Origin of the sequence: Empedobacter sp. UBA5036, from assembly GCF_002415215.1 — a bacterium.
GTDB classification, from domain to species: Bacteria; Bacteroidota; Bacteroidia; order Flavobacteriales; family Weeksellaceae; genus Empedobacter; species Empedobacter falsenii_B.
The window spans coordinates 50,367-73,752 of the sequence record NZ_DICC01000060.1; the positions used below are offsets into that span (position 1 = coordinate 50,367).

The window sequence follows — 23,386 nt, forward strand, 5'->3', positions numbered from 1 at the left end:
TGTGATGCTAAAATGCTAAAAAAATCTTAATATATGATATTTATTATTTCTTTTTTTCATCAAAAGATTTGAACAATTTATACTCAATAAGTTAAAGGAGTTATTTATTAATGATTAAAGTTTAGGTTTATATTTTAGTGTTTAAATAATTGAAAACAAACAGAAAAAGGTTACAAATAGTTGTAACCTTTTTCTGTTTTATATTATGATCGAATGATTTTTAGTTTCGCAAAATTTAAGAGTAATTTTTTCTCTCCAGCATTATCAAAATGAATAATTGCTTTCATATCGCTTGGTTCTCCTTGCAAATCTTTCACAATTCCTCGTCCAAAACGATCGTGAACGACAACTTGACCAACTTGCAAACTTTGAGCATTCGCTGTTGATGAAGCACTACTTTTTGTTTGATTAACTGGTTTGAAATTTGATCTTGGTTGAGTTGGTTCTACACGAGCTCTCGGATTAGGTCGTGCAACCGATTTTTCACGTCGTTGATACTGTTGCGGCGTTGGTTCGTCTCCAAATAAATCAGCCGATAATCCACTATTGTTAGAAGCTCTTGCAGAAATATTAAGATTTTTCCAATCCAAGAAACTATCATCAATTTCTTCTAAGAAACGAGAAGGTTCGCAATCAATAATTTTTCCCCAACGAAAACGTGAAACAGAGTAGGTCATATAAGCCACTTTCTCGGCACGCGTCAAGGCAACATAAAATAAACGACGCTCTTCTTCTAATTCAGCACGCGTGTTAACACTCATCATAGAAGGGAAAAGATTTTCTTCTAAACCTGCAATAAATACAACAGGGAATTCCAACCCTTTTGCCAAGTGGACAGTCATCAAATTGACTTTGTTATCATCATCTTCTTCGTTATCCGCATCAGTTGCTAAAGCAATATTTTCTAAGAAACCACCTAAAGAAGCGTCCCCTTCGTCTAATTGTTGTTGTTCTTCGACATAACCTTGAATCGAATTCAACAATTCTTGAACGTTTTCTAAACGAGAAACACCTTCTGGAGTAGAATCTTCTTTCAACGCATTCAACAATTGTGTCGTTTTTGCCATTTCCATCGTCACTTCGTACACGTCATGCGATTTTAACATGACTTGGAAACGCTTAATCATCAACACAAAATCATTCAGTTTGTTTGCTGTTCCTGCATTTATACCAATTGTTGGAGCATACATTGCAATATTTTCAATCAAAGAAAATAAACTAATTTGATGTTGATCTGCCGCGACCAAAAGTTTAGAAATTGTTGTTTGACCAATTCCACGTGCTGGATAATTGATTGTTCGCAATAAAGCTTCTTCATCATTTTGATTAATCAATAATCTCATATAGCCAACCATATCCTTAATCTCTTTACGCTGATAGAAAGAGGTTCCGCCATAAACACGGTAATGAATTCCTCTTTTTCTCAAGGCTTCTTCTAATGCACGAGATTGAGCATTTGTACGATAAAGAATAGCAAAATCTTTTGGTTGAAGATGTTCATTGATCTGTCTTTCCCAAATTTGTGTAGCAATATAACGTGCTTCATCAGCATCAGAAAGTCCACGATAAACGGCTATTTTTTCACCAGTTTCATTCGCTGTCCAAACATTTTTTTCTAATTGATCTTGATTTTGTTTGATAATCTGATTCGCAGCTTCCACAATCATTTGCGTCGAACGGTAATTTTGTTCCAATGGATACAATTTCGCATCAGGATAATCGGATTTGAATGATAAAATATTTCGAATATTTGCACCACGGAAAGCATAAATAGATTGCGCATCATCACCAACTACACATAGGTTTTCGTAACGAGAAGCCAATGCTTTTACAATCAAATATTGAGAATGATTGGTATCTTGGTACTCATCTACCATAATGTATTTGAAACGTTCTTGATATTTTGCTAAAACCTCAGGAAAACGCGTCAAAATTTCGTTGGTACGCAACAATAAATCATCAAAATCCATTGCACCAGATTTGAAACAACGATCTACATAAGCTCTGTAAATATCACCCATTCGAGGGCGCATTGCTTCATTATCTGCTTCAATTAAAGCTTGATTATTGTGATAAGCTCTAACTGTAATCAAGTTATTTTTGTATTGAGAAATACGTCCCAAAACTTGTTTTGCTTTGTAAATATCTTTATCTAAATGCATTTCGTTAATAATCTTTGTCATTACAGAAACTGCATCTTGTTGATCGTAAATTGTAAAATCTGATGGATAACCTAAAAGCGGAGCTTCAACACGTAGAATACGCGCAAAAACAGAGTGGAAGGTTCCCATCCAAAGTGCTTTTGCATTCGCTTCACCAACCACATGTCCGATACGTTCTTTCATTTCTCGGGCAGCTTTATTGGTAAATGTTAAAGACAATATATTGAAAGCATCAACTCCTTTATTTAGTAAATGAGCAATGCGATAAGTTAACACTCTCGTCTTTCCAGAACCCGCACCCGCAATTACCATTACTGGACCTTCGGTAGCTTCTACAGCCAAACGCTGTGGTTCGTTCAGTTTTTCTAAATAATTTTCTTCCATCGTGTGCAAAGTTAACCTTTGTGGTGTAAAGGATAAAATAATTTTGAAAGATTATACGTTTTCTTATATAGATATATTGTTAATTATACGTTGTTATAAAGATTTACTATCAAGAGATAGAAAAAACGTACGAATTGAAAGTTGTTTCGTTACATTGATAAGGAAATATTCTGTATATTTACACAAATTTTTTATATGACAGACGAATCAGTAAAATCAAGTAATTACGAAATAGTAAAGCAAGTGTTTACGAATTTTTTGGAAGACAATGGACATCGTAAGACACCTGAACGTTATGCTATTTTAGAGGAAATTTATTTTACAGATGATCATTTTGATATTGATATGTTGTATATCAAAATGAAAAATAAGAAATACCGCGTTAGTCGTGCTACTTTATACAATACTATCGAGCTTTTGATGGAAGCAAAATTGGTGCGTAAACATCAGTTTGGAGATCAACAAGCGCATTACGAAAAATCATATTTCGACAAAAATCATGACCATATTATTTTGTCTGATACAGGAGAAGTATTGGAGTTTTGTGATCCAAGAATCCAATCTATCAAACAAACGATAGAAGATATTTTTGATATCAAAATTGATAATCATTCATTATATTTTTACGGAACTCGTAAGAATAAATAACCTTGATTTTATAAAATCAAAAGACCTTTTACGATTTCGTAAAAGGTCTTTTTTGTTATTTTTAATTAGAAAATTGATCTAACAAATCAAAAGAAGGAACAAAAAATAAAGTTCCAGTTTTAGCTTTACTAAAATCTAATATTCGATCATAGTTTCCGATAGGTTCACCAACAAACATGCGTTCTAACATTTCTTCTACAATGCTAAACTTTCTAGCATAAGCAATAAAATAGGTTCCCATTTCATTTGTCGACATATTTCCAAAAGGCATATTATCGCGAACAATTTTTTTGTCATCTCCAACATTTGCTAATGCAGAATGTGAATTCGAGGGTTTTTCATCGTCATTCATTTCAATATCATCAACTTTAGATCTTCCAATTACTTTTTCTTGTTCAGAAATTGGTAAATCTTTCCAAGCTTGCATATCATGAATGTATTTTTGCACAAATAAATAACTTCCATTTGTATAAGCAGAATCTTCATTGCCAATCAAACCAAAATTTATTCTTTCGTTACCTTGTGGATTTTCAGTTCCATCAACAAAACCTAAAATACTACGACCATCCCAATATCTAAAACCATGAATTTCTTCTTGACAAGTAGCAACATCATTCAATAAATCAGTCAAATTAGAAACAATATCAACGCAATAGCTTTGTTGCGTAGAGCGGATATGAAAATGAATATCGCCTTTTGTAGAAACGGCTTCATGCTTTTCTCCTTTAATGGCAACAAAAGGTTTTAATTCTTTCGGCAAAGGTTTTGGTAAATTTAATTTTATCCAAGCATCGTAACTAATTCCTAAAATAACGCTCGATTGCGTTTTCGGAAAACGTGTATTGGCTGAATGATTGAGATTGATAATTAAAGCGCAAAGCTTTTTGAAAGCATCTTTGTAAGCAGTATTTTCCTTAAAATTCCAAACCATAAAAATAGTATTGGTGTTTGGACTGTCTAATACATTTTGATATTGAGGCATTTAATAGATTTATAAAATTGAATATGAAGTTAAGAATTTTAAAACTGAATTTGATGAATAATCGTTATTTTTTTAATTAAATTAAGACTTGAAAATCTATCATATTGATTAAAATATTATGAAAATTTTAAGTATTAAAGCACGTTTTAACGTAATAATTAATTTTTAGGACTAAAAAAATAATACTAATTTTGGCTAGCACTTTTTTGAAGTGAAATAGAGATTAAATAAAAATAATAAGTAATTGTTAATTAATTATATAAATAGAAATAAAACAGGCTTGAAAGTTGCTTTTTTACTTTCATGTTTTATGACGATAAGTGCTTTTGCGCAACAGAAACCTAAAAAAGAAAAAGTTAATCTAAGGCATGCTGATTTAGTAGAACATGATCCGAAACGTTTTGAGGGAAATGATTTTTTATCAGGAAATGTTGTAATCGAATATAAAGGTGATGTAATTTCGGCTGATAGTGCGGTTTTGTATCGTGATAAAAACTTGGCTGTTGTTTGGTCGAATGCACGTTTGGTGAGCAAAGACAAAACAATTACGGCGCATAAAATGGAGTATGACGGAAACACAACAATTGCAAAAGCTTTCAAAGATGTGGTGTTGACTGATCCAAGTTCTCGTATTACGGCAGATTATATGGATTATAATCGTACAACCGAGATTGCGACTGGTATTGGGAAAGTAGAAGTGAAGATACCTACGCAACAAATAAGTTCTGAGAAAATGATTTACGAACGATTGACAGGAAATATTATTGTAAATGATACTTACAAAACAATTGGTTCTGATGGAACTTTAGTCGAAGGACGAAATGTTGTGTATAATGTAAAGTCTAAATCGGCAAATTTTGGTTCAGAAGTTTTTATTACGAATAAAGATTATACGATTTATTCGAGAAAAATGACGACGAATGATATTACGGGAATTACAACTTTCCGCGATTATTCTAAAATTACACGTCGAAATGATCCATCACAATATATCATTACTTCGGATGGAGATTTTAATAAAAAAACAGGTGAAGCTTGGTTAAGAGGAAATTCAAAAGTTTATTATCAAAACAAAACGTTGACGGCTAAAAAACTTTATTTCAACGATAAAACAGGTTTTGGTAAAGGTGAAGGCGATGTTTTTTTGGATGATCCATTAGAAAAAAGATTTTTGAAAGGTGATTACGGAGAAGCTTTTAAATACTTAGATTCGGCTTTTGTAACGAAGAACGCGTATGCTGTGAAAGCGTTTGATAAAGATTCGCTTTACATAAGTGCTGATACGTTGTTGGCGGTAAAACGTCACGATGTTGATTCGACTTCATTGGTGAAAGCTTTTCATAAAGCGCGTTTTTACAAATCGAATGCGAACGGAAAAGCAGATTCTTTGGTGTACAATCAAACTAAAGGATTGATGCAATTTTACAAAGATCCAATTTTATTTTCTGGTGATAACCAAGTTACAGGAGATTATATCGAAGCGTATACAAATGCGAAAACAGAAAAATTAGACTCGATGAAAGTGTTTAATAATGCTTTTGTGATTGCTAAAGTGGATTCGCTTGTGGAAAATGAATATCATCAAATCAAAGGAAAATATTTAACTGTTCTTTTTCAGGATGATAAAATTGATTTTATAAATGTAGAAGAAAATGCTGTCGCGTTGACGTACATGGATGATACGGATCAAAAAACGAAAGTGAAAGAACGTTATGGAGTTAATATTTCTTATTGCGGAATTATAGAAGTTGATGTTGTAGGAAAAGATGTTGAATTGGTTGCATGTCGCATAAAATCGGACGGAAAAATGTATCCATTGTCTAAATTTCCTGAAGAAATGCGTTATTTACCCGATTTTAAATGGCGAATTTCTGAACGATTAAACACTTGGCGAGATATTTTTATCGAATCGAAATAATCTTTTCATAAATTAATCGTTTAATTTCTAAAACTATAAATGAAAACTACATCTATCATATTATCTATTCTATTATTATCAAGTTGTTATACTTACAAAGCTTTTGATCCTGACGAATATGCTTTGGAAATGTCTAAAGGCAATAATCAGACGGCTAACTCTAATGAAAGAAGTCGTTCCAGAGCTGATATTGCTGAATTGAGAAGAGAACGCAAAAGTCCTAATGAAAATGCAATTAGTTCATCTCTTTCAGAAAGTAAAGAAAAATTAGCTGCATTAAAAGCTAAAAAACAAGAGAATAAAGAAGAGAAAGTAGCGATAGATCCTTCTCCAATTAATATTTCGGATGTTATCAAACCCGATCAATTTTATAAAGTAGATGCGCAAGGAAAAGAATATACAATAGAGGCAAAGCAATGGAAAGCTGATACCTTATATGCTGTTGTAAAAGGAACAGAAAAAGAATTGAAGTTTCATAAAAATGATATTTCATCGTTCAAAATAAGAAAATTTTCGAAAGGTAAATCAGATGCTCTTACTGTTGCAGCGTATGCAATGGGCGGTGCAGCTGTGCTTTTTTTATTAAAATAAAATGGGAACATTAAAAGAAGGATTTTTCAAATATCAGGCGCAAACAACAAATTTTGCATCTGGTTTTGAAGTCGATTACGCAAAGGGCTCTTATATCTATGGAAAGGATGGAAGAGCCTATCTTGATTTTGTGGCTGGCGTTTCGGTGAATACACTTGGACATAGCCATCCGCGTATCAATCAAGCGATTATAGATCAGGTAAACAAATATATGCATGTCGCTGTTTATGGTGAATATGCGCAAGAAAAACCAGTCGAATTATGCAAGCGATTGGTTGATTTAACACCAGAAGGATTGGATCAAGTTTATTTGGTGAATTCTGGAACAGAAGCGATTGAAGCTTCGCTTAAATTAGCGAAACGTTTTACAGGTCGTCGTCAATTGATTTCTTTTCGTAATGCCTATCATGGGAATACACATGGTTCATTAAGTGTTTCGGGTGATGAACGTAAGAAAGCTGCTTTCCGACCATTGTTACCAGAAGTTTATTTCATCGATTTTAATAACGAAGAAGATTTACAAAAAATTACCAAAGAAACGGCTGGTGTTATTGTAGAAAGTATTCGTGGTGCTTCTGGTTTTAGATTACCAGAAAATGATTTCTTTATCAAGTTGAAAAAGCGTTGCGAAGAAGTTGGTGCATTATTGATTATGGACGAAATTCAGCCAGGATTTGGACGTACAGGGAAATTGTTTGGTTTCGAGCATTTTGGTGTTGTGCCAGATATTGTGGCAATGGGAAAAGGTATGGCAAGTGGTTTACCTGTTGGTGCGTTTATGACTTCTGATAAAATTATGAGTTCTCTTAAGCAAAATCCTCAATTGGGACATATTACGACTTTCGGAGGAAATCCTGTGATTGCAGCTGCAGCTTTAGAATTACTAAATGTTATAGAAGAAGAGAAATTAATGGATGATATTGATCGTAAAGAACAATTATTCAGAGAAAATCTTCAGCATCCAAAAATTAAGAAAATTCACGGAAAAGGTTTGATGTTAGCTCCTGAGTTATCATCGCCAGAATATACGTTGCGCGTTCAGCAAGAATGTATGAATAGAGGCTTGATTCTTTTCTTTTTAATGTATAGCATCGAGAATTTACGAATTACACCGCCAATTAATATTTCGGATGAAGATATTATAAAAGGTTGTGATATCTTAAAATCTGTATTAGACGATTTAGATTAAATTTTAATAAACAAAAAAGAGAATCATAATTGATTCTCTTTTTGTTTAACTCTTTCTTCCATACAACAATATTCTCTTAAAGGAATAAATTGCAGGAAAAGTCTTATAATATTTCTTAATTCTCGTTTTAAATTCTGTCGTAAATAATTCTTGATGTTTAGTCGTTAAACGCTCCATATAAGGAATCAAAGCAGAACCAGAAATGAAATTATAAAATTCTGTTTCGTCATTTCCGTAAATTGGATAAACTTTCATGTTTATGTTCAAATCCTTCAATCCATTATCAAATATGATTTTCGCATAATCATCTATCGTTAACAAAGGAGAATCTCGATGAAAATTATTCAAATAATCCGCAAAAGGTTTTTCTCGTGCTAAATCACTCAAAATAACATTCAATACATTATCTTTTTGACAAGGCATTTGCACTGCAAATTGTCCATTAACATTCAGTTTTGAGATTAATTTAGGAAACAATTCTTCATGATTATCCGACCATTGTAACGCTGCATTACTAAAAATTAAATCCCAAGTTGTATCTGAATTTGCAAAATTTTCAATCGTTTGTTGTTGAAATGTAAGATTGGCTAAATCAAATTCTTTTGACTTTTCGAGCATTTCCTTAGAAGAATCAATTCCTAAAAAATTAGCATGTTCAAATTTATTAGCGAGAATTGCTGTTTGTTCGCCAGTTCCACAACCTACATCTATGCAATTTTTCAAATTATTAGTAGAAATTAAATCCGCTAAATCATAAAAAGGTTGATAACGAATATTTTTGAATTGATTATATCTTTCGGGATTCCAAGGCATTTTATTGAGTTTTGAATGTGATTAAAGTTAATGAAATTTTATAATACTTAATCCACTGTGTATTTTGAATAAAAATTTGTCAGTTCGAGTGATTTGAAGAAATGAAATGAATAAAAATTCTAAAAGAATTTTACTCGAATTGACGGTTTAATTGCTAAAATTATCAAAATGTTCAATAGGTAATATTATGATTAATGTAGTTTTTAACATATAATTATTCTAAAATGTCGTTTATTTGAATTTTGTAAGAATAAAGATGAGTCAAGAATTAGAAACTATTGCAGATTATTATAATAAAATTAGTTTAGAACAAGCCGAATTGATGAATTCTGCTAACTTTGAACACGATAAAGCGCATTTTAATATTTCTTTGCGTAAATATTGTAGTTTTAAAAGTCCATATAGTCGGCGAGATTATTACAAAATCAGTTTGTTGATTGGTGAAGGAATTTTTAAATATGGAAATAATGAAAGATATATTTCTAAACCGGTTTTATTTCTTCCATCTCCGCATATTTCTTATACTTGGGAATGTAAATCGAGTTTGCAAGAAGGTTATTTTTGTTTATTCAATCAACAATTTTTTTCTGAAAATAAAGAGTTTGATGTCTTCAAAAAAACATCTTTGTTTAAAGATTGGAGTTCTCCTTTTATTGAGATTTCTGATGAACAATTGCCTTTGATTTTGTCTTATTTTCAGGAAATGTATCGTCTTAATCAATCCAATTATCAATTGAGATATTTTAGTATTCGTAATCATTTATCTGCTATTTTTCATTATGTTTTAGAACAAAAAGTTGATGAAATACATGCGGTTGAATTGCCATCAAATGTGAGATTGTATAAGAAGTTTGATGAATTATTAAATAAACAATTTCCACTAGATTCACCTGCTCATCCACTTATTTTGAAAACACCCGCTGATTTTGCAACGAAATTAAATATTCATGTAAATCATCTCAACTCATCTGTGAAATCTGTAACAAAACAAACAACGACACAAATTATTAAACAGAAAATAGTTGAAGAAGCTAAAAACCTGTTGTTGTATACTGATTGGGATATTGCGCAAGTTGGTTATACATTAGGTTTTGAGGAACCTGCTCATTTTAATAATTTTTTTAAAAAACATACTTTAACTTCTCCATTAAAATTTAAACAAGAAAATTAATTTATTTGATTTTTGTAATTTTTTATTTGTCTTTTTTAATTCCTCAATTTCACATTCATTTTACTTTTGCATAGTAAAAAATGATTTATGTTGAGAGAAGCATCAGAAAAAAGGAAAAAAATTATAAGTATACTTGGTTTCTTTTCGATTCCAATTTCGGGATTTGTAACAGATATCTATTTGCCGTCATTTCCGTCGATGGCAAAATCGTTGATAGTTCCAGAAAGTAGTATTCAATTAACTCTGACTTGTTTTTTATTGAGTTATGGTTTATCTCAATTGTTTATTGGAAGTATTTTGGATGCAATTGGACGATATTATCCAAAAATTGTAGCATTATTTGTCGTATTAATCACAAGTTTAGTTATCGCGAGTACAGATAGCATTTTGTTGATTTGTTTTCTTCGAATTATTCAAGGAATTTCAGTTGCGATTATTGTTATTGCAACTCGAGCACTTTTTATTGATATTCATACACCAGAAAAGGCGAAACATTATTTAGGTTATTTCACGATTGTTTGGTCATGCGGACCTATTTTGGCTCCATTTTTAGGTGGATATTTAGAAAAGTTGTTCAATTGGCATGCGAATTTTTATTTTTTAGCTATTTACGCTGCTTTAATTTTAATTTTTGAATTGATTTTTAGTGGGGAAAGTATTGTTGAAAAGACTAAATTGAATTTGAAAAACGTTATTGATACTTATAGAATGATGCTTAGAAATCAATTATTTAAAGTTGGAATTATGATACAGGCTGTTGCTTATTCTATTGTAATGATTTTCAATATTATTGGTCCGTTTTTAATTGAAAATACCTATCATTTTAATTCTGTAGTGATTGGTTATTCAACTTTAATTTTAGGTTTTTCGTGGATGATTGGGGGATTTGTAGGAAAGAAAAGAATGCATCTTGACTTTAAAGAAAATATAGCTTTACCTATTATTGTACAATTAGTTTTGATTTCTCTTTTGATTATCGCAGGTTTCTTTGTTCAAAATCTATTTGTTTTATTATTCTTTGCGTTTTTCATTCATATTTGTTCGGGAATTTTATTCACATCATTCTTTACTTCAAATATGATGGCTTTTCCTAAAAATGCTGGTGTTGCTGGTGGTTTGATGGGAGGAATGACGTATATTATTACTTCGCTTACAAGTTTTATTATCTCAAGTACTGGTAAAGTTGATACTCAAAATGGGTTAGCAATCCGATACTTTATTTTTTCATTTCTATTATCTGTAATTATTTACGTTATGTATAGAATGAAGAAATCTACACGAAAAAAAGCTATAATCGTATAATTAAATCCGAGCGAATGCTCGGATTTTTAACATATTATTTTCTTTAAATACTTTTTTAAATCTTAAAACCAAATTCTTAAGGTTTATTAAACGTTTAAATTTCTTGTAACTGTTAACTTTTTTATGACTTTTAGTTAAAGCTTTCTTAATTATTAAGTAACACCATATTGTGAGGTAAAAAATAATTTTGGGTTTCAAATAAAACATATACATGAAACTTAATTTATTTCAACTATCAGCAGTTGTTTTTGTGATGGGAGCAACTACTGCAGTTTATGCACAGGGAGATTTAGCAGGTATATCGGGAAAAATTACTGATGCTAATGGTTCGGATTTGCACAATGTAACCATTGTTGTGAAAAATGAATCGACAGGATTTACAGCTTCTACGAAAACGAATGAAAAAGGAGAGTATAACTTAAAGCAGTTGCCATTAGGTTTTCCTTATACGGTTACTATTATTTCGGAAGAGCATGGTGAGGAGATCTTAGAAGGTTATAGTTTGAATCAAGGAGATTTAATTTGGGTTCCGTTCAAATTTACAAATGGAACGACTGAATTGAATGAAGTGATGGTAAGTGGGCAAACTTTAAAAAGTTCTATTAAACAAGTTGGTGCGTCTACTTCTGTATCGGCAAAAGATTTACAAACTTTACCTGTAAATGGACGAAATTTCACTTCTTTAATAGATTTATCTCCGTTGAGCAATGGAACAAGTATTGGTGGTCAATTATCTTCGTCTGTTGATTATACGATAGATGGAATGTCTAATAGAGGTACTATTGCAGGAGGTTCTACTTCGTCTTCTTATTCTATTTCGATGGAAGCGATTCGTGAGTTTAAAGTGGTAACAAATGAATATGATGTAACAAACGGGCGTGCTGGTGGTGGAACAATTAGTACTGTTACAAAGTCTGGGACGAATAAAATGCAAGGAAGTGCATTTTTGTATGGTCGTACAGATTGGCTTTCGAGTCCGTATGATATTCGTGGAAATAAACGAGATAATGAGTTCTCTACTTATCAATATGGTTTTTCTTTGGGAGGACCAATCAAGAAAGATAAAGCACACTTTTTTGTTGCTTGGGATCGACAAGTTGATAAACGTCCATTATTCATTGCAAATATTAATAATGAAAGTGACGAAGCTTTATTTAATGTAACACAATCTACTTTAGATCAATTTTTGAGCATTGCGCGTGAAAAATATGGTGTTTCGAATAATCCTCAGTTTGGATCATTTAATAAGAATAAAGATACAAATGCTGCATTTTTACGTTTAGATTGGCAGATTAATGCGAGAAATTTATTAACGCTTCGTAATAATTTTGTACACGAAAAAGATTTATTATCAGAAGGTGATAATACAAGAATCAATATGTACGAATCGTATATTGATCGTAAGAAAACCGACAATAGTTTGATGTTATCGTTAAGAACTGATTTTAATAATGACATTACTAATGAACTGAAAGTTCAACATTTTATAGAACACCAGAATATTATCCCTTCAAGTGAATTACCAAGCCAATCGATTCCGCGTGCAATTGTGGAAAGTATAGGATCTCAAATAGGAGAAAAAACACAATATACAAACATACAATTAGGGGGGCAACGATTTTCACCTGAATGGTTCAAAGGGAATGTGATACAATTAGTTGATAATGTATATATTAATAAAAATAATATTAAGTATACGCTAGGAGGAGATTTTTCTTACTATCATATGAAAAATGTATATGGAAGTGAAATGAATGGTCGATTCTATTTTACTGGAATGGATAATTTCAAAAATATGACTCCTTATCGTTATGCGCGAGAAATTCGACTAACAGATGATCCATCAACAAAGATTAATCAATTAGCATCAGCTGTTTATGGACAATTGGAAACAGAAATTCTTCCTGGTTTAGATTTAATGGCTGGAATTCGTTTTGAGAATATGCAATATCTGAATGCAGCGAATTACAATGAGGTTGCAGATAAACAATTGGGGGTAAGAACAGATAATAAAATTAATACATGGCAACTTCAGCCACGTTTCCAATTAACATGGGATATTAATCAGAATAGAAAAGATTTTGTGAAATTTGGTGGAGGTATTTTTGGTTCTTCACTAAATCCATACTCAATGATTAACAATATGTTGTTTGATGGAACAAAAGTCGCAGCAGTAGATATAGTAGGAGATTTAGTTCCTACTCCAGATTTTATTGATTATAGACAAAATCCTAATCATGTACCAGGAAGAGATCTTTTCGATAATCCTGCAATAGAGAAACTAATCACGATTAATGCAAATAGTAAAGACGCTAAAGTGCCGACGGTTTACAAATTAAATGCATCTTATAATCATTTCTTTAGTGATCGTTTGCGTGTAGGAATTAGTGCTTATGCTAACTGGGCGCGTAACAACTATATGTATGTGGATCGTAATATGGTCGACGAACCCTTTTTCAGAATAAAAGAAGAAGCTAATCGAGGAGTTTATGTACCTGCATCTACAATTAACCCTATAAATGGTGTTGCCAATTGGGTTAATGGACGTAAAACAAATGAATTGGGGCGAGTTTTAGAGTTAATTAGTGATGGTAAAAAAGATCAATATGCGATTGTGTTAGATGGAACATATCGTTATTTTAAAGATGGGCAAATTTCTGTTTCATATACATGGAATGATTCAAAAGATAATACCTCTTATAATGGAAATGTAGCTAACACTGCAACTCTAAGTTTAATGGTTGCGGAAGATCCAAGAAATTTAAGTAAAATGAATTATTCAGATACACATTTCCGTCACAAGTTAGTTGTTTATGGACAATCTCCAACTTTTTGGGGAATGACTGCAGGTATTCGTTTTAGTGGAATTGGAGGAACACGTTATTCATTGGCTGTTAATGGTAATATGAATGGAGATTTCGTAAATTCAAATGATTTGGCATACATCTATGATCCTAATGCTGCTTCAACTCCTGAATATTTAAGAAAAGGAATTCAAGCTATTCTAGATAATCCTGAAGTTGAAAAACATACGAAAGATTATATTCGTAAAAGTTTTGGAAAAATAGCCGAGCGAAATGGTGGAATTAATGGTTTTTCAGGAACATTTGATTTAAGATTAGCTAAAAAGATAAAAATTGTAGATAAGCATCGTTTTGAAGTTGCAGTAGATATTTTTAATGTAGCTAATTTAATGAATAAAGAATGGGGAGTAGGACCTAGAATAGGTAAACAAAATATTTATTCTATTAAGAGTTTTGATACAGCTAATGAACGTTTTGTTTATAATGTAAATACGAACACAGGTAAAACGAGTTATGCATTCAATCCGTATCAAATACAAATAGGATTTAGATATAGTTTTTAATATTTCAATTCACATGAGAAAAATACATTTATGGTTTGCGTTATTAGCTACAGTTACTGTGGCTAATGCGCAATTAAATACCGTTGATATCAAAAATTTTGAAGACTTGAAGTCTTATTTCAAACAAGACCAATCAAAACCAATCATTATTTCAGGACATAGAGGAGGTATGATGCCTGGCTATCCAGAAAATAGTATTGAAGCTTTTGAAAAAACATTGTCAATTATACCTTCTTTTTTTGAGATTGATCCACAATTGACGAAAGACTCGGTTTTAATTCTTATGCACGATGATACATTCAATCGAACAACAAATTTACAAGGAAAGGTAAAAGAGTATACCTATGCTCAAATAAAGAATGCAAGATTAAAAGACCGAGAAGGAAATTTAACTGATTTTAAAATTCCGACACTAAAAGAAGCTTTGGATTGGAGTCAAGGAAAAACTATTTTTCAATTGGATAATAAAGGTGTTCCGTATGCAACTTATGTGAAATTTCTGAAAGAAAATCCTTATCCTAATGTAGTTTTAGGTTTGCGAAAAGATGATGAGGTTGCTTATTATGCAAAACATCTTGAGTATGTAATGTTTATGAAACCTTTTCATTCGATGAAAGATGTTGAAAGTTTTGAGAAACTAAATGTTTCGTATGATAGAATGATTGCTTGGATTGGTTTGGAAGTGAAAGAAGAACAAAAAGAAATGATAGCTTATTTGCGTAAAAAAGGTGTTATGGTGATGATTGCCATTGCGCCTTCTACGGATAAATTGCCAACCGATATAGAAAGGGCAAGGGGTTATATTCAGCATTTAATTTCTCGACCAGATATTATTGAAACAGATTATCCTTCGCAATTCATTAACTACAAGTAATTTTATTAAAATATTTAGCAGAATACATCCTATTTGTTTCGAATAGGATTTTTTTTTGGTTAACTAAATTTATTTCAGTTGTGCATTTTTCATGTAAAAAGATTCTTTTCATTTTGTGATTTTAGAGTCTTGGATGATTACAGCCTTATTATCTTCTTGAGAGGCTATTTTCTTCATTTATACAACAAGCTTTGTGAGTTAAATGCTTAATATATGGTATTATATTTTATTTATTTGTAAATTAGTCATTATTAAATAATTACCAATGTGTGTTGTTTTTATAAAAGCTGTAGTATGAAGGAAACAGAATTTACATTTTTGGAACTTCAGCAAATCTATGCGGAGTTTGTAGAACGTTATAGTACAAAGGATTTTAAATTGACTAAAGATGAGTTGATGACGGATCAAGAGGTTGCTGAATTGTTTGGTATATCTGAAAAGACTCTGGATAGGTGTCGCAAAAAAGGTGAGATTAAGTTTTTTAGATTAGGTTCTAAGAACTACTATTTGAGGAGTTTATTGTTTTTGGATATTTTGAAGAGGTATAATGATTGACAATTTTATGTAGGTCATTTAACTTTAATATTCCTAAGGCTAAATATGATTAGATTATTTTAGCCTTAGGAATATGTTTTTAAGTACTAATGGCACCTAAATAAACTGAGTTTGACACTTGGTCTTCTGTTTGTGAACGGAAGGCAATCCAAAAGTGTAGGGTTTTACCTATTTGAAAGTTGGATAGGCTTAAAGTGTAAGTTTCGTTCATTCGTTCTGTTGCATTTTCAATAAAAAATGTATTGTTTTCGTTTTCTACTGCTACTAATATTTGCAACATATCTGTAGCTGTGTCTGATGTGGGTGAAGCATTGTTCTGCCAGTTTATCTCGACCATTGCGGCTGATACTAAAGTAATAGATAATGGAATGGCGGCTAATAATGCACCTTTGGAGAAACAAATATTTTGGTAATTTGGTGTTATAGTGGCTGTTGAATAGTCTATTACAAGGTTTGTTGTGATGTTGGTAAACGCTTGATTGTAAGAAGATCGCATGCCTGTACGATAACCATAGTGTTTGCAAGCATAGGCCCTGTATGAGGTCATAAAGTCTATGGCAAGTTTCATTCTTTGCTGAACGAGTAATTGTTTTTCTGATGGTGCTTTGGTTCTTTTTTTAGGTCTGATTCTTGAAATCTCGTGACCATTTACATTTGCTACAACTATACGCCCTGTGCGTCCTGAAGAGCCTGCTAAAAGTGAATCATAAATTTTTCCCATTGTTTTATTTTTTTAGGGGTTATTATGCTAAAGTTCAGCAATATATATTGACAAAAATTCTATTTTCTTAAAATTTCTCTAATTGTCAGGTTTTTTCCTTATTTTTCTTTCTTTTTCCTTGGTTATCTGTTTTTGTCTTTTCTATTAATTGATTATCAATTGATTATAGGTTATGTACTGTTTTTATGTGTTTGTTTTTTCGATGATTCTTCGATAGTTCTTCGATGGTTTTATATCTATTCTATATTTGTTCTTCGATGTTTGTTCGATGTTTGTTCGATGAAGTGGAGTAGAAGTTTTTATGTAGAAAATATGTAGAAAATTTTCATAAAGTTTGTTTTGATTGGCTTTGTACACAAAAAAATATAAGTGCAAATGATGTTATATTGACAAAAAAGGTGCTGCTATATAACTAAAAAATCCGAGCTATGAGCTCGGATTTTTTATGTGTGAATGTATAATTATTTTGCTTGTTTATCAATTTCGTTTTGAATTATTTGCCAATCATAGATTTGGAATGTTTTTCCATTGCTCATAGCAACAAAGAAACCTTTTGGGAATTTAGTTCCAAAATTGAAGTTTATAGCATCAGCTCCGTCACATTCGATAGTAGAAACTGGGATTTTAGCAATCAATTTGTGTTCATTCGGATTTGAAGCTTCACCTTGTCGTTTGTATACATTAAAATAATTTGCTTGTTGATCCGAAATTAAGATATAGCCATCTGTTGCATTGGTTTTATAAATTGCAATTCCTTCGTGGTCGCGTTTAAAATCTTTTTGCCCAAAAAATGCAATTTCTTCGTTTCCTTTTTCTGGATCAGCATAATATTTTCTAATTCCTGCTGTTTCGTCAGCATAATAAATAAAGCCTAATTCTTCGTCAACTGCAATGGCTTCAATCTCTTTATTACCCGAATAATTTCCAAATTTGCGTACTAAAGTTGCTTCTATTTTTCCGTTCTTGTTTTCTAATGCATATTGATGTAGGTATTCGCCACTTACACCGTCTTTACGACCAACGATTGCATAAAACTTGTTGTTTTTGCTTTTGTAGAGCGCAATTCCCATTGGGTCTCGTAATGTTTCGTCTTTGAAAACTTCGACTCCGCCATTGTCAATCAATTTAAAATCTGGAAGCGAAACAATTCTAATTTTATTGTTTGCACGTTCGGTAAGCACTGCAATGTCAATGTTTTTTCCATTCAGAGGAAAACCGTACATTACATCTACATTATTTGGACGATTAAGTGGAACGATTTGGTTTACGATTTTACCATTCAAATCATAGGCATATAAACCGCCCGTTTCTTCTTGTTTATCTGTTCCAATAATAAGTGATTTTTCAGGATTCTGATAATTGATCCAAATTGCAGGATCATCAGTGTCATTTGGTGTTTGCTCTGTTGTAACAGTTGGTTTTACTGCATTTGTAGGAACTGGAGCCAGTTTAGAGGATTCACAAGAAAATAGAATAGTGAATAGTGATAATGTGATGAATATTTTTTTCATAATTGTTTAGAAATCAAACTTTAGACCTAAAGTAAAACGTGGTTGATAATATTCGAGTTGCATTGTTTGACTCGAAACTCCTTGGTAGTAACGTAAAGGTTGATTTGTTAAATTGTTTGCTTCTGCAAAAATTCGTAATTGCTTCGAGAATTTATACGACGCATTTGCATCTAAAAATAATTGTTTGTCATAGTAACTATCCTCGAAAGCATTTCCACCAATCTCGTCTAAATAAGCGGCAGTATAATTAACCGAAACACGTGCAGAAAACTTTTTGTTCTCGAATGCTAACGAACCATTGAACATGTGTGGAGCTGTTTTAGGTAAATCAAGATCTTTTCTCAAATCACCATCTTCATTGGTAATTCCTTTCGCTTTTGAATCGGTGTATGTATAGTTAAGATAAATTCCCAAATGTTTGAAAAATTCGCCTGGAATAAAATCTAATTGACGCTGAAATGCAACCTCAAACCCAAAAACATTCACGTGATCTCCATTTCTAGCTTGTGTCATTTTCCAATTTTCTCCAGCAGGAACTGGGTTTGCTATGTCAGGAAAAAGCGTTTGGAAATCATTTGTTGTAAATGTATTGTTTTTGTAGGTATAGATGAAATCGTTTAATTTTTTGTAGAAAAATCCTCCCGAAACAATTCCGATATTTTCGAAATAGTTTTCAACCATCAAATCATAATTCATGGCATAGGTCGCTTTCAGATTTGGGTTACCTGCAAAAAGCTCTGCATCTTCTTTCAAAACACTTACAAAAGGCGCTAAACTGTAATAATTTGGTCGTGCAATACTTGTTGTGAAAGCTGCTCTCAGAATAAAATCATTTGTAAATTTATGTTTCAAAGAAAGACTTGGTAAAACATTGGTATAATCGTTTTTGTGCTTGATTTCTCCAATTAAATCTTCTTCATCTTGTACATAATTCCCTGTATAATCTATCGAAGTATTTTCGATACGAACACCAACTATTAAAGATGTTTTAGATGATAAATCTTGATCCCAACGAATATATCCTGCCGAAATATATTCTTTCGCTTTATAGTTAGAGGCTAGATATTTAGAAGGCTCTAAGTTAGATTTGAATAGATTTGTATTGTTTAAATCTAAATTTCCTAATTGATGATTTGAATAGAAATATCCAGCTTGATATTTTTTACCAGCATTGAAACGATTGCTTGACCAATTTACAGGATTTTGAGTACTCAAATTTCCCATTTCATCAATGCTTTCGTACGAATAGAAAATATTTTCGCGCACTTTGTCTTTCAATCGAAGGCGACCACCAAAACGTAAACGTCCTTTCTGATTTGGGATAACACTTAAGGGAACTCTGAAATTAAGCTTTGCACCAAATTCTGTTTCATCTGTATAATTGTGCTGTTCTGATAACGAACTAACTTTGAATTTGGTCAAATCTTCTGCAGAAGTTGTTGTTACATTTGGATATTTTGCATCAGATAAATCTTCATTAAACGTAACACCTTTTGCACGATAATCAATGTAGCGCTCATTTGGTCTGTCTTCGCTCGCTTTTGAGTAAGAAACAGCCCAATCCATATCGATTTTTGGTGATAATAAATGCTCTCCTCGTAACGAAACATTGTAAACACGTTGATCTTCTAAACGCGTATTTTTATTGCGGTTATTATCAATTCCACCTTTTGTTTGGCGACGTATATTTCCTTTGTAAGTTCCTGTTTTTTCATCAAATTCTAAATCGCGATAAGTTACTCTATAACGATTTTCTCGGTCGTCACGCCAATTGTAAATAGCAGAAAGATCAATTCTATTGTTTTCATTAAACTTATAATCTGCCGAAAAAGACGCACTTCTTCTTACGCGTTGAATGTCATATTTACGAATCTGAAATTGTGACAAATAGGTTTTATTTTCATCTTTGTCCCAAACTGCTTCGATATTATCCGAACCAAAATTTTGAACCTGATAACTTCCTGAAACAACCACACCTAATTTCTTGTCAAAGAATCTATTTCCATATAAAAAAGCTGAATTGTACAAGCCTTTTTCGCGAATTGGTGCATAACCACCAGAAGCCGTTATAGAAATACGCTCTTTGTTTGGAACAGCACGCGTAATCAAATTTACAGCTCCACCAATTGCGTCTGCATCCATATCTGGTGTCAAAGTTTTGTTCACTTCGATAGATGAAATCATTTCCGCAGGAATCAAATCCATTTGTACATTTCGGTTATCACCTTCGGCAGATGGAATACGATCTCCATTTAACATGACCGAATTTAATTCAGGCGATAAACCTCTAATGATAATGTTTCTGGCTTCACCTTGATCGTTTTGCATTGTAACTCCAGTCACACGTTTTAACGCATCTCCGATGTTAGAATCTGGAAAACGACCAACTTGATCTGAAGAAATAATATTGGTAATATTTCCGTTATTTTTTTGTTGATTCAATGCTTTTGCTTGCCCTTTTAAATAATCTCCAACTATAACAACTTCATTTAGTTCATTGTAACCTGCGTTTAGAGAAAAATCAATAACGGCTGTTTTATTTTCGGTAACTTCTATTTGTTTTGAAATGGTTTCGTATCCCAAATAATCAATATAAATGGTATAAATACCAGGCGTAAGATTTAGAAATTGATAATTACCATTTTGGTCAGATACAGTATATTTATTGGAATTCTCGATGCGAATTGTAGCTCCTGGTAACGAAAATTGATCGTTAGAATCTATAACTTTTCCTGAGATAACGCCGCTTTGAGCCAAAACGAATGGACCTAGAATGAATAAGGAGAGTTTTAAAAGATGTTTCATTAGAAATTAAATTTCGTCAAAAATACACTTGCTATATATCTTAATTGTTAAATATTTATTAAGAAATATTTAACAATTATAAAATTACTTCAATGATTAGTATGTAATTTGATATTTAATCTAGCTTTTTACTAATTTTAGATGCGTAGTAATTGTTACTTTTGCATGAAATAAAACTTCTGATGTCGATTGCTGAATATTTAAAATTCAATCAAAAAATAAATTATAAAAACGAAATATTAGCCGGCTTAACTGTTGCTATGACAATGATTCCTGAATCGCTTTCGTTTGCAATTTTAGCTGGTTTATCACCTTTAATAGGTTTATATGGTGCATTTATCATGGGAATTGTAACGGCGGTTTTTGGAGGAAGACCAGCGATGGTTGCGGGTGGAGCAGGTGCTACCGTTATCACTTTAATCGCGTTGAATGCTACGTATGGTGAGCAATATATTTTTGCTGCGGTTGCTTTAGCAGGAGTTTTCCAGATAGTAGTTGGTGTTTTCAAATTAGGAAGATTTGTTCGTTTAATTCCTCAACCTGTTATGTATGGCTTTCTAAATGGTTTGGCGGTTGTTATTTTTATGTCACAAATAGAACAATTCAAATCAACTACGAATGGAATAACGAGTTGGTTGAGTGGTACACCTTTTTATACGATGGCTGGATTGACGCTAATTACAGTTCTGATAGTTTATTTCTTTCCGAAATTAACGAAAATTATTCCAGCTTCTTTGGTTGCAATTCTTGTGACTTTTCTATTGGTAATCGGATTTCATATTGATACAAAGACTGTTGGTGATATTGCGAGTATCAAAGGAGAACTGCCAAGTTTTCATATTCCGAGTGTTCCGTTTACGTTAGAAACCTTGAAAATTATTTTGCCTTATTCGATTATTATGGGTTCGGTTGGGTTAATTGAAACTTTGCTAACGCTTACTTTGGTGGATGAGGTGACTGAAACGAAAGGTTCGTCGAATAAAGAATGTTTGGCGCAAGGTGCTGCAAATATTACAAATGGTTTTTTCGGTGGAATGGGAGGTTGTGCAATGATTGCTCAGACATTTGTTAATTTAGATGCAGGTTCTCGTTCGAGATTAGGACCAGCAATTGGTGCAATTACAATCTTGATTATTATTCTAATTGGTGCTCCAGTGATTGAGAAAATTCCAATGGCAGCACTTGTTGGTGTAATGATGATGGTTGCGATTTCGACTTTTAAATGGGGATTTTTTAAATTAATAACAAAAATGCCAAAATCGGATGTGTTTGTAAGTATTTTGGTGGCGATTATCACGATTGTGTTACATAACCTTGCTTTGGCTGTTTTTGTAGGTGTTATCGTTTCGGCTTTGGTTTTTGCTTGGGATAATGCTAAACGTATTCGAGCACGTAAATTTGTTGATGAAAATGGACGAAAAATATATGAGATTTATGGACCACTTTTCTTTGGTTCGACTTCTACTTTTTTAGAGAAATTTGAAATTAATTCTGATCCAAGAATAATTGTTATAGATTTGAAAGAGAGTAGAATAGTTGATATGAGTGCAATTGAATCTTTACATATTATTACATCTAAATATGCACAACAAGATAAAATTGTAATTTTGCGACATTTGAGTAAAGATTCTATTCGATTATTAGAAAATGCAAAAAGCGTTATTGAGGTAAATATCGAAGAAGATCCAACTTATAATGTGATGCCGAAATAAAAAAGTCAGCTTTTTAGAAGCTGACTTTTTTTATAAATATCGTTCATTAATTACATTCATATGATGGATGGAATGACCAGCCATTACATAACCGATTTTCTCAACAGAATACTCTCGATTACCAACTTTTCCTATTTTGTTTAAAGTTTGATCATTAAAAGATTCAAACTGAAAGTAAGTTGCTTTCATCAAATTTGTCCATTCTTTTATCAATTCTTCAGGCTTTCTTTCATTTGCATTTGAAGTCAATACATAGGCATTTTCATCGAAGAAATTTAATGTTTGAGAATCTTCTCTCGCAATATGTTGCGCACGATAAGAAAAAATACGTTCACAATCTATACAATGTTGTATCATTTCTTTGATAGTCCATTTTCCATCTGCGTACGCATAATCCCATTTATCTAATTCTGTTACAATTATTAATGTTTTCTTGATATCAGCAATACGTGTCTGTAAAGCATCTACAACTTCTATTCCATCGTAAATAGAAGTATAATTATAATTGTCGTCGTTTATTGTATTCATTTTTCAGTAATTTTTTACAATTTAAGGATAATTTGATGGAGTTATTTTAAGTATTTGTTAAAAATAAACCTTCATTTTTTTGAATTTATTTCCGATTTTAATAAAAAAATACGATTCTTTTAGAAATTTAGAATCTAGTATCTGATAAATTTA

The 23,386-nt window shown here is 31.9% G+C and carries 17 protein-coding genes; 10 read left to right on the top strand and 7 right to left on the bottom strand.

From position 1 onward, the window contains the following. Positions 1-203 precede the first annotated feature (203 nt). Entirely contained in the window at positions 204-2,546 is a 2,343-nt protein-coding gene (locus B4J88_RS11500; RefSeq protein WP_291067691.1) for an ATP-dependent helicase, read from the bottom strand. Between the two features lie 195 nt (positions 2,547-2,741). Between B4J88_RS11500 and B4J88_RS11505 the strand changes: the two genes are divergently transcribed. Beyond that, the gene (locus B4J88_RS11505) at positions 2,742-3,194 is read left to right on the top strand and encodes a Fur family transcriptional regulator (protein ID WP_038331681.1); all 453 of its coding nucleotides are present in this window, start codon (positions 2,742-2,744) and stop codon (positions 3,192-3,194) included. A 61-nt stretch (positions 3,195-3,255) separates the two neighbouring features. Here B4J88_RS11505 and B4J88_RS11510 read toward each other — a convergent pair whose 3' ends face one another. After that, entirely contained in the window at positions 3,256-4,176 is a 921-nt protein-coding gene (locus B4J88_RS11510) for a Dyp-type peroxidase (RefSeq protein ID WP_115000647.1), read from the bottom strand. A gap of 244 nt (positions 4,177-4,420) precedes the next feature. Here B4J88_RS11510 and B4J88_RS11515 point away from each other — a divergent pair, with 244 nt between their 5' ends. From B4J88_RS11515 to B4J88_RS11525, 3 genes are read left to right on the top strand one after another with little or no spacing between them, the layout of a single operon-like run. Further along, a complete protein-coding gene (locus tag B4J88_RS11515) occupies positions 4,421-6,094 on the top strand; it encodes an OstA-like protein (protein ID WP_291048470.1) in 1,674 nt (557 codons plus the stop codon). A 39-nt stretch (positions 6,095-6,133) separates the two neighbouring features. Next, positions 6,134-6,685, top strand: a complete 552-nt coding sequence (locus B4J88_RS11520; RefSeq protein ID WP_291067692.1) for a hypothetical protein — start codon at positions 6,134-6,136, stop codon at positions 6,683-6,685. 1 nt (position 6,686) lies between these two features. Continuing rightward, positions 6,687-7,874: an aspartate aminotransferase family protein gene (locus tag B4J88_RS11525; RefSeq protein WP_221856827.1), complete on the top strand. Its 1,188-nt coding sequence runs from the start codon at positions 6,687-6,689 to the stop codon at positions 7,872-7,874. A 45-nt stretch (positions 7,875-7,919) separates the two neighbouring features. Here B4J88_RS11525 and B4J88_RS11530 read toward each other — a convergent pair whose 3' ends face one another. Continuing rightward, complete coding sequence (locus B4J88_RS11530) at positions 7,920-8,687, bottom strand: methyltransferase domain-containing protein (RefSeq protein WP_291048463.1); 768 nt, start codon at positions 8,685-8,687, stop codon at positions 7,920-7,922. 256 nt (positions 8,688-8,943) lie between these two features. Here B4J88_RS11530 and B4J88_RS11535 point away from each other — a divergent pair, with 256 nt between their 5' ends. The 5 genes from B4J88_RS11535 (at position 8,944) to B4J88_RS11555 (ending at position 15,956) form a co-directional block, all read left to right on the top strand. After that, positions 8,944-9,858 (top strand): helix-turn-helix domain-containing protein, encoded by a 915-nt coding sequence (locus tag B4J88_RS11535; protein WP_125349466.1) that lies wholly within the window; start codon positions 8,944-8,946, stop codon positions 9,856-9,858. Positions 9,859-9,945: 87 nt separating this feature from the next. Further along, positions 9,946-11,160 (top strand): MFS transporter, encoded by a 1,215-nt coding sequence (locus B4J88_RS11540; RefSeq protein ID WP_291067693.1) that lies wholly within the window; start codon positions 9,946-9,948, stop codon positions 11,158-11,160. A 211-nt stretch (positions 11,161-11,371) separates the two neighbouring features. Then, entirely contained in the window at positions 11,372-14,527 is a 3,156-nt protein-coding gene (locus B4J88_RS11545) for a TonB-dependent receptor (RefSeq protein WP_291067694.1), read from the top strand. 13 nt (positions 14,528-14,540) lie between these two features. Then, positions 14,541-15,401 (top strand): glycerophosphodiester phosphodiesterase family protein, encoded by an 861-nt coding sequence (locus B4J88_RS11550; protein WP_219033943.1) that lies wholly within the window; start codon positions 14,541-14,543, stop codon positions 15,399-15,401. A gap of 294 nt (positions 15,402-15,695) precedes the next feature. After that, complete coding sequence (locus tag B4J88_RS11555) at positions 15,696-15,956, top strand: helix-turn-helix domain-containing protein (RefSeq protein WP_125349469.1); 261 nt, start codon at positions 15,696-15,698, stop codon at positions 15,954-15,956. A 79-nt stretch (positions 15,957-16,035) separates the two neighbouring features. On the opposite strand, the gene B4J88_RS11560 is transcribed toward B4J88_RS11555, so the two are convergent. From B4J88_RS11560 to B4J88_RS11570, 3 genes are all read right to left on the bottom strand, one after another. After that, entirely contained in the window at positions 16,036-16,677 is a 642-nt protein-coding gene (locus tag B4J88_RS11560) for a DUF6266 family protein (RefSeq protein ID WP_125349470.1), read from the bottom strand. Between the two features lie 461 nt (positions 16,678-17,138). Then, a complete protein-coding gene (locus B4J88_RS11565; RefSeq protein ID WP_291067695.1) occupies positions 17,139-18,188 on the bottom strand; it encodes a phytase in 1,050 nt (349 codons plus the stop codon). A 6-nt stretch (positions 18,189-18,194) separates the two neighbouring features. After that, positions 18,195-20,993 carry a TonB-dependent receptor gene (locus tag B4J88_RS11570; RefSeq protein WP_291067696.1) on the bottom strand — a complete coding sequence of 933 codons (2,799 nt, stop codon included), beginning with the start codon at positions 20,991-20,993 and terminating at the stop codon, positions 18,195-18,197. A 182-nt stretch (positions 20,994-21,175) separates the two neighbouring features. Between B4J88_RS11570 and B4J88_RS11575 the strand changes: the two genes are divergently transcribed. Beyond that, complete coding sequence (locus tag B4J88_RS11575; RefSeq protein WP_115000408.1) at positions 21,176-22,705, top strand: SulP family inorganic anion transporter; 1,530 nt, start codon at positions 21,176-21,178, stop codon at positions 22,703-22,705. A 30-nt stretch (positions 22,706-22,735) separates the two neighbouring features. On the opposite strand, the gene B4J88_RS11580 is transcribed toward B4J88_RS11575, so the two are convergent. Continuing rightward, positions 22,736-23,233 (bottom strand): DinB family protein, encoded by a 498-nt coding sequence (locus tag B4J88_RS11580; RefSeq protein WP_291067697.1) that lies wholly within the window; start codon positions 23,231-23,233, stop codon positions 22,736-22,738. Positions 23,234-23,386: the final 153 nt, after the last annotated feature.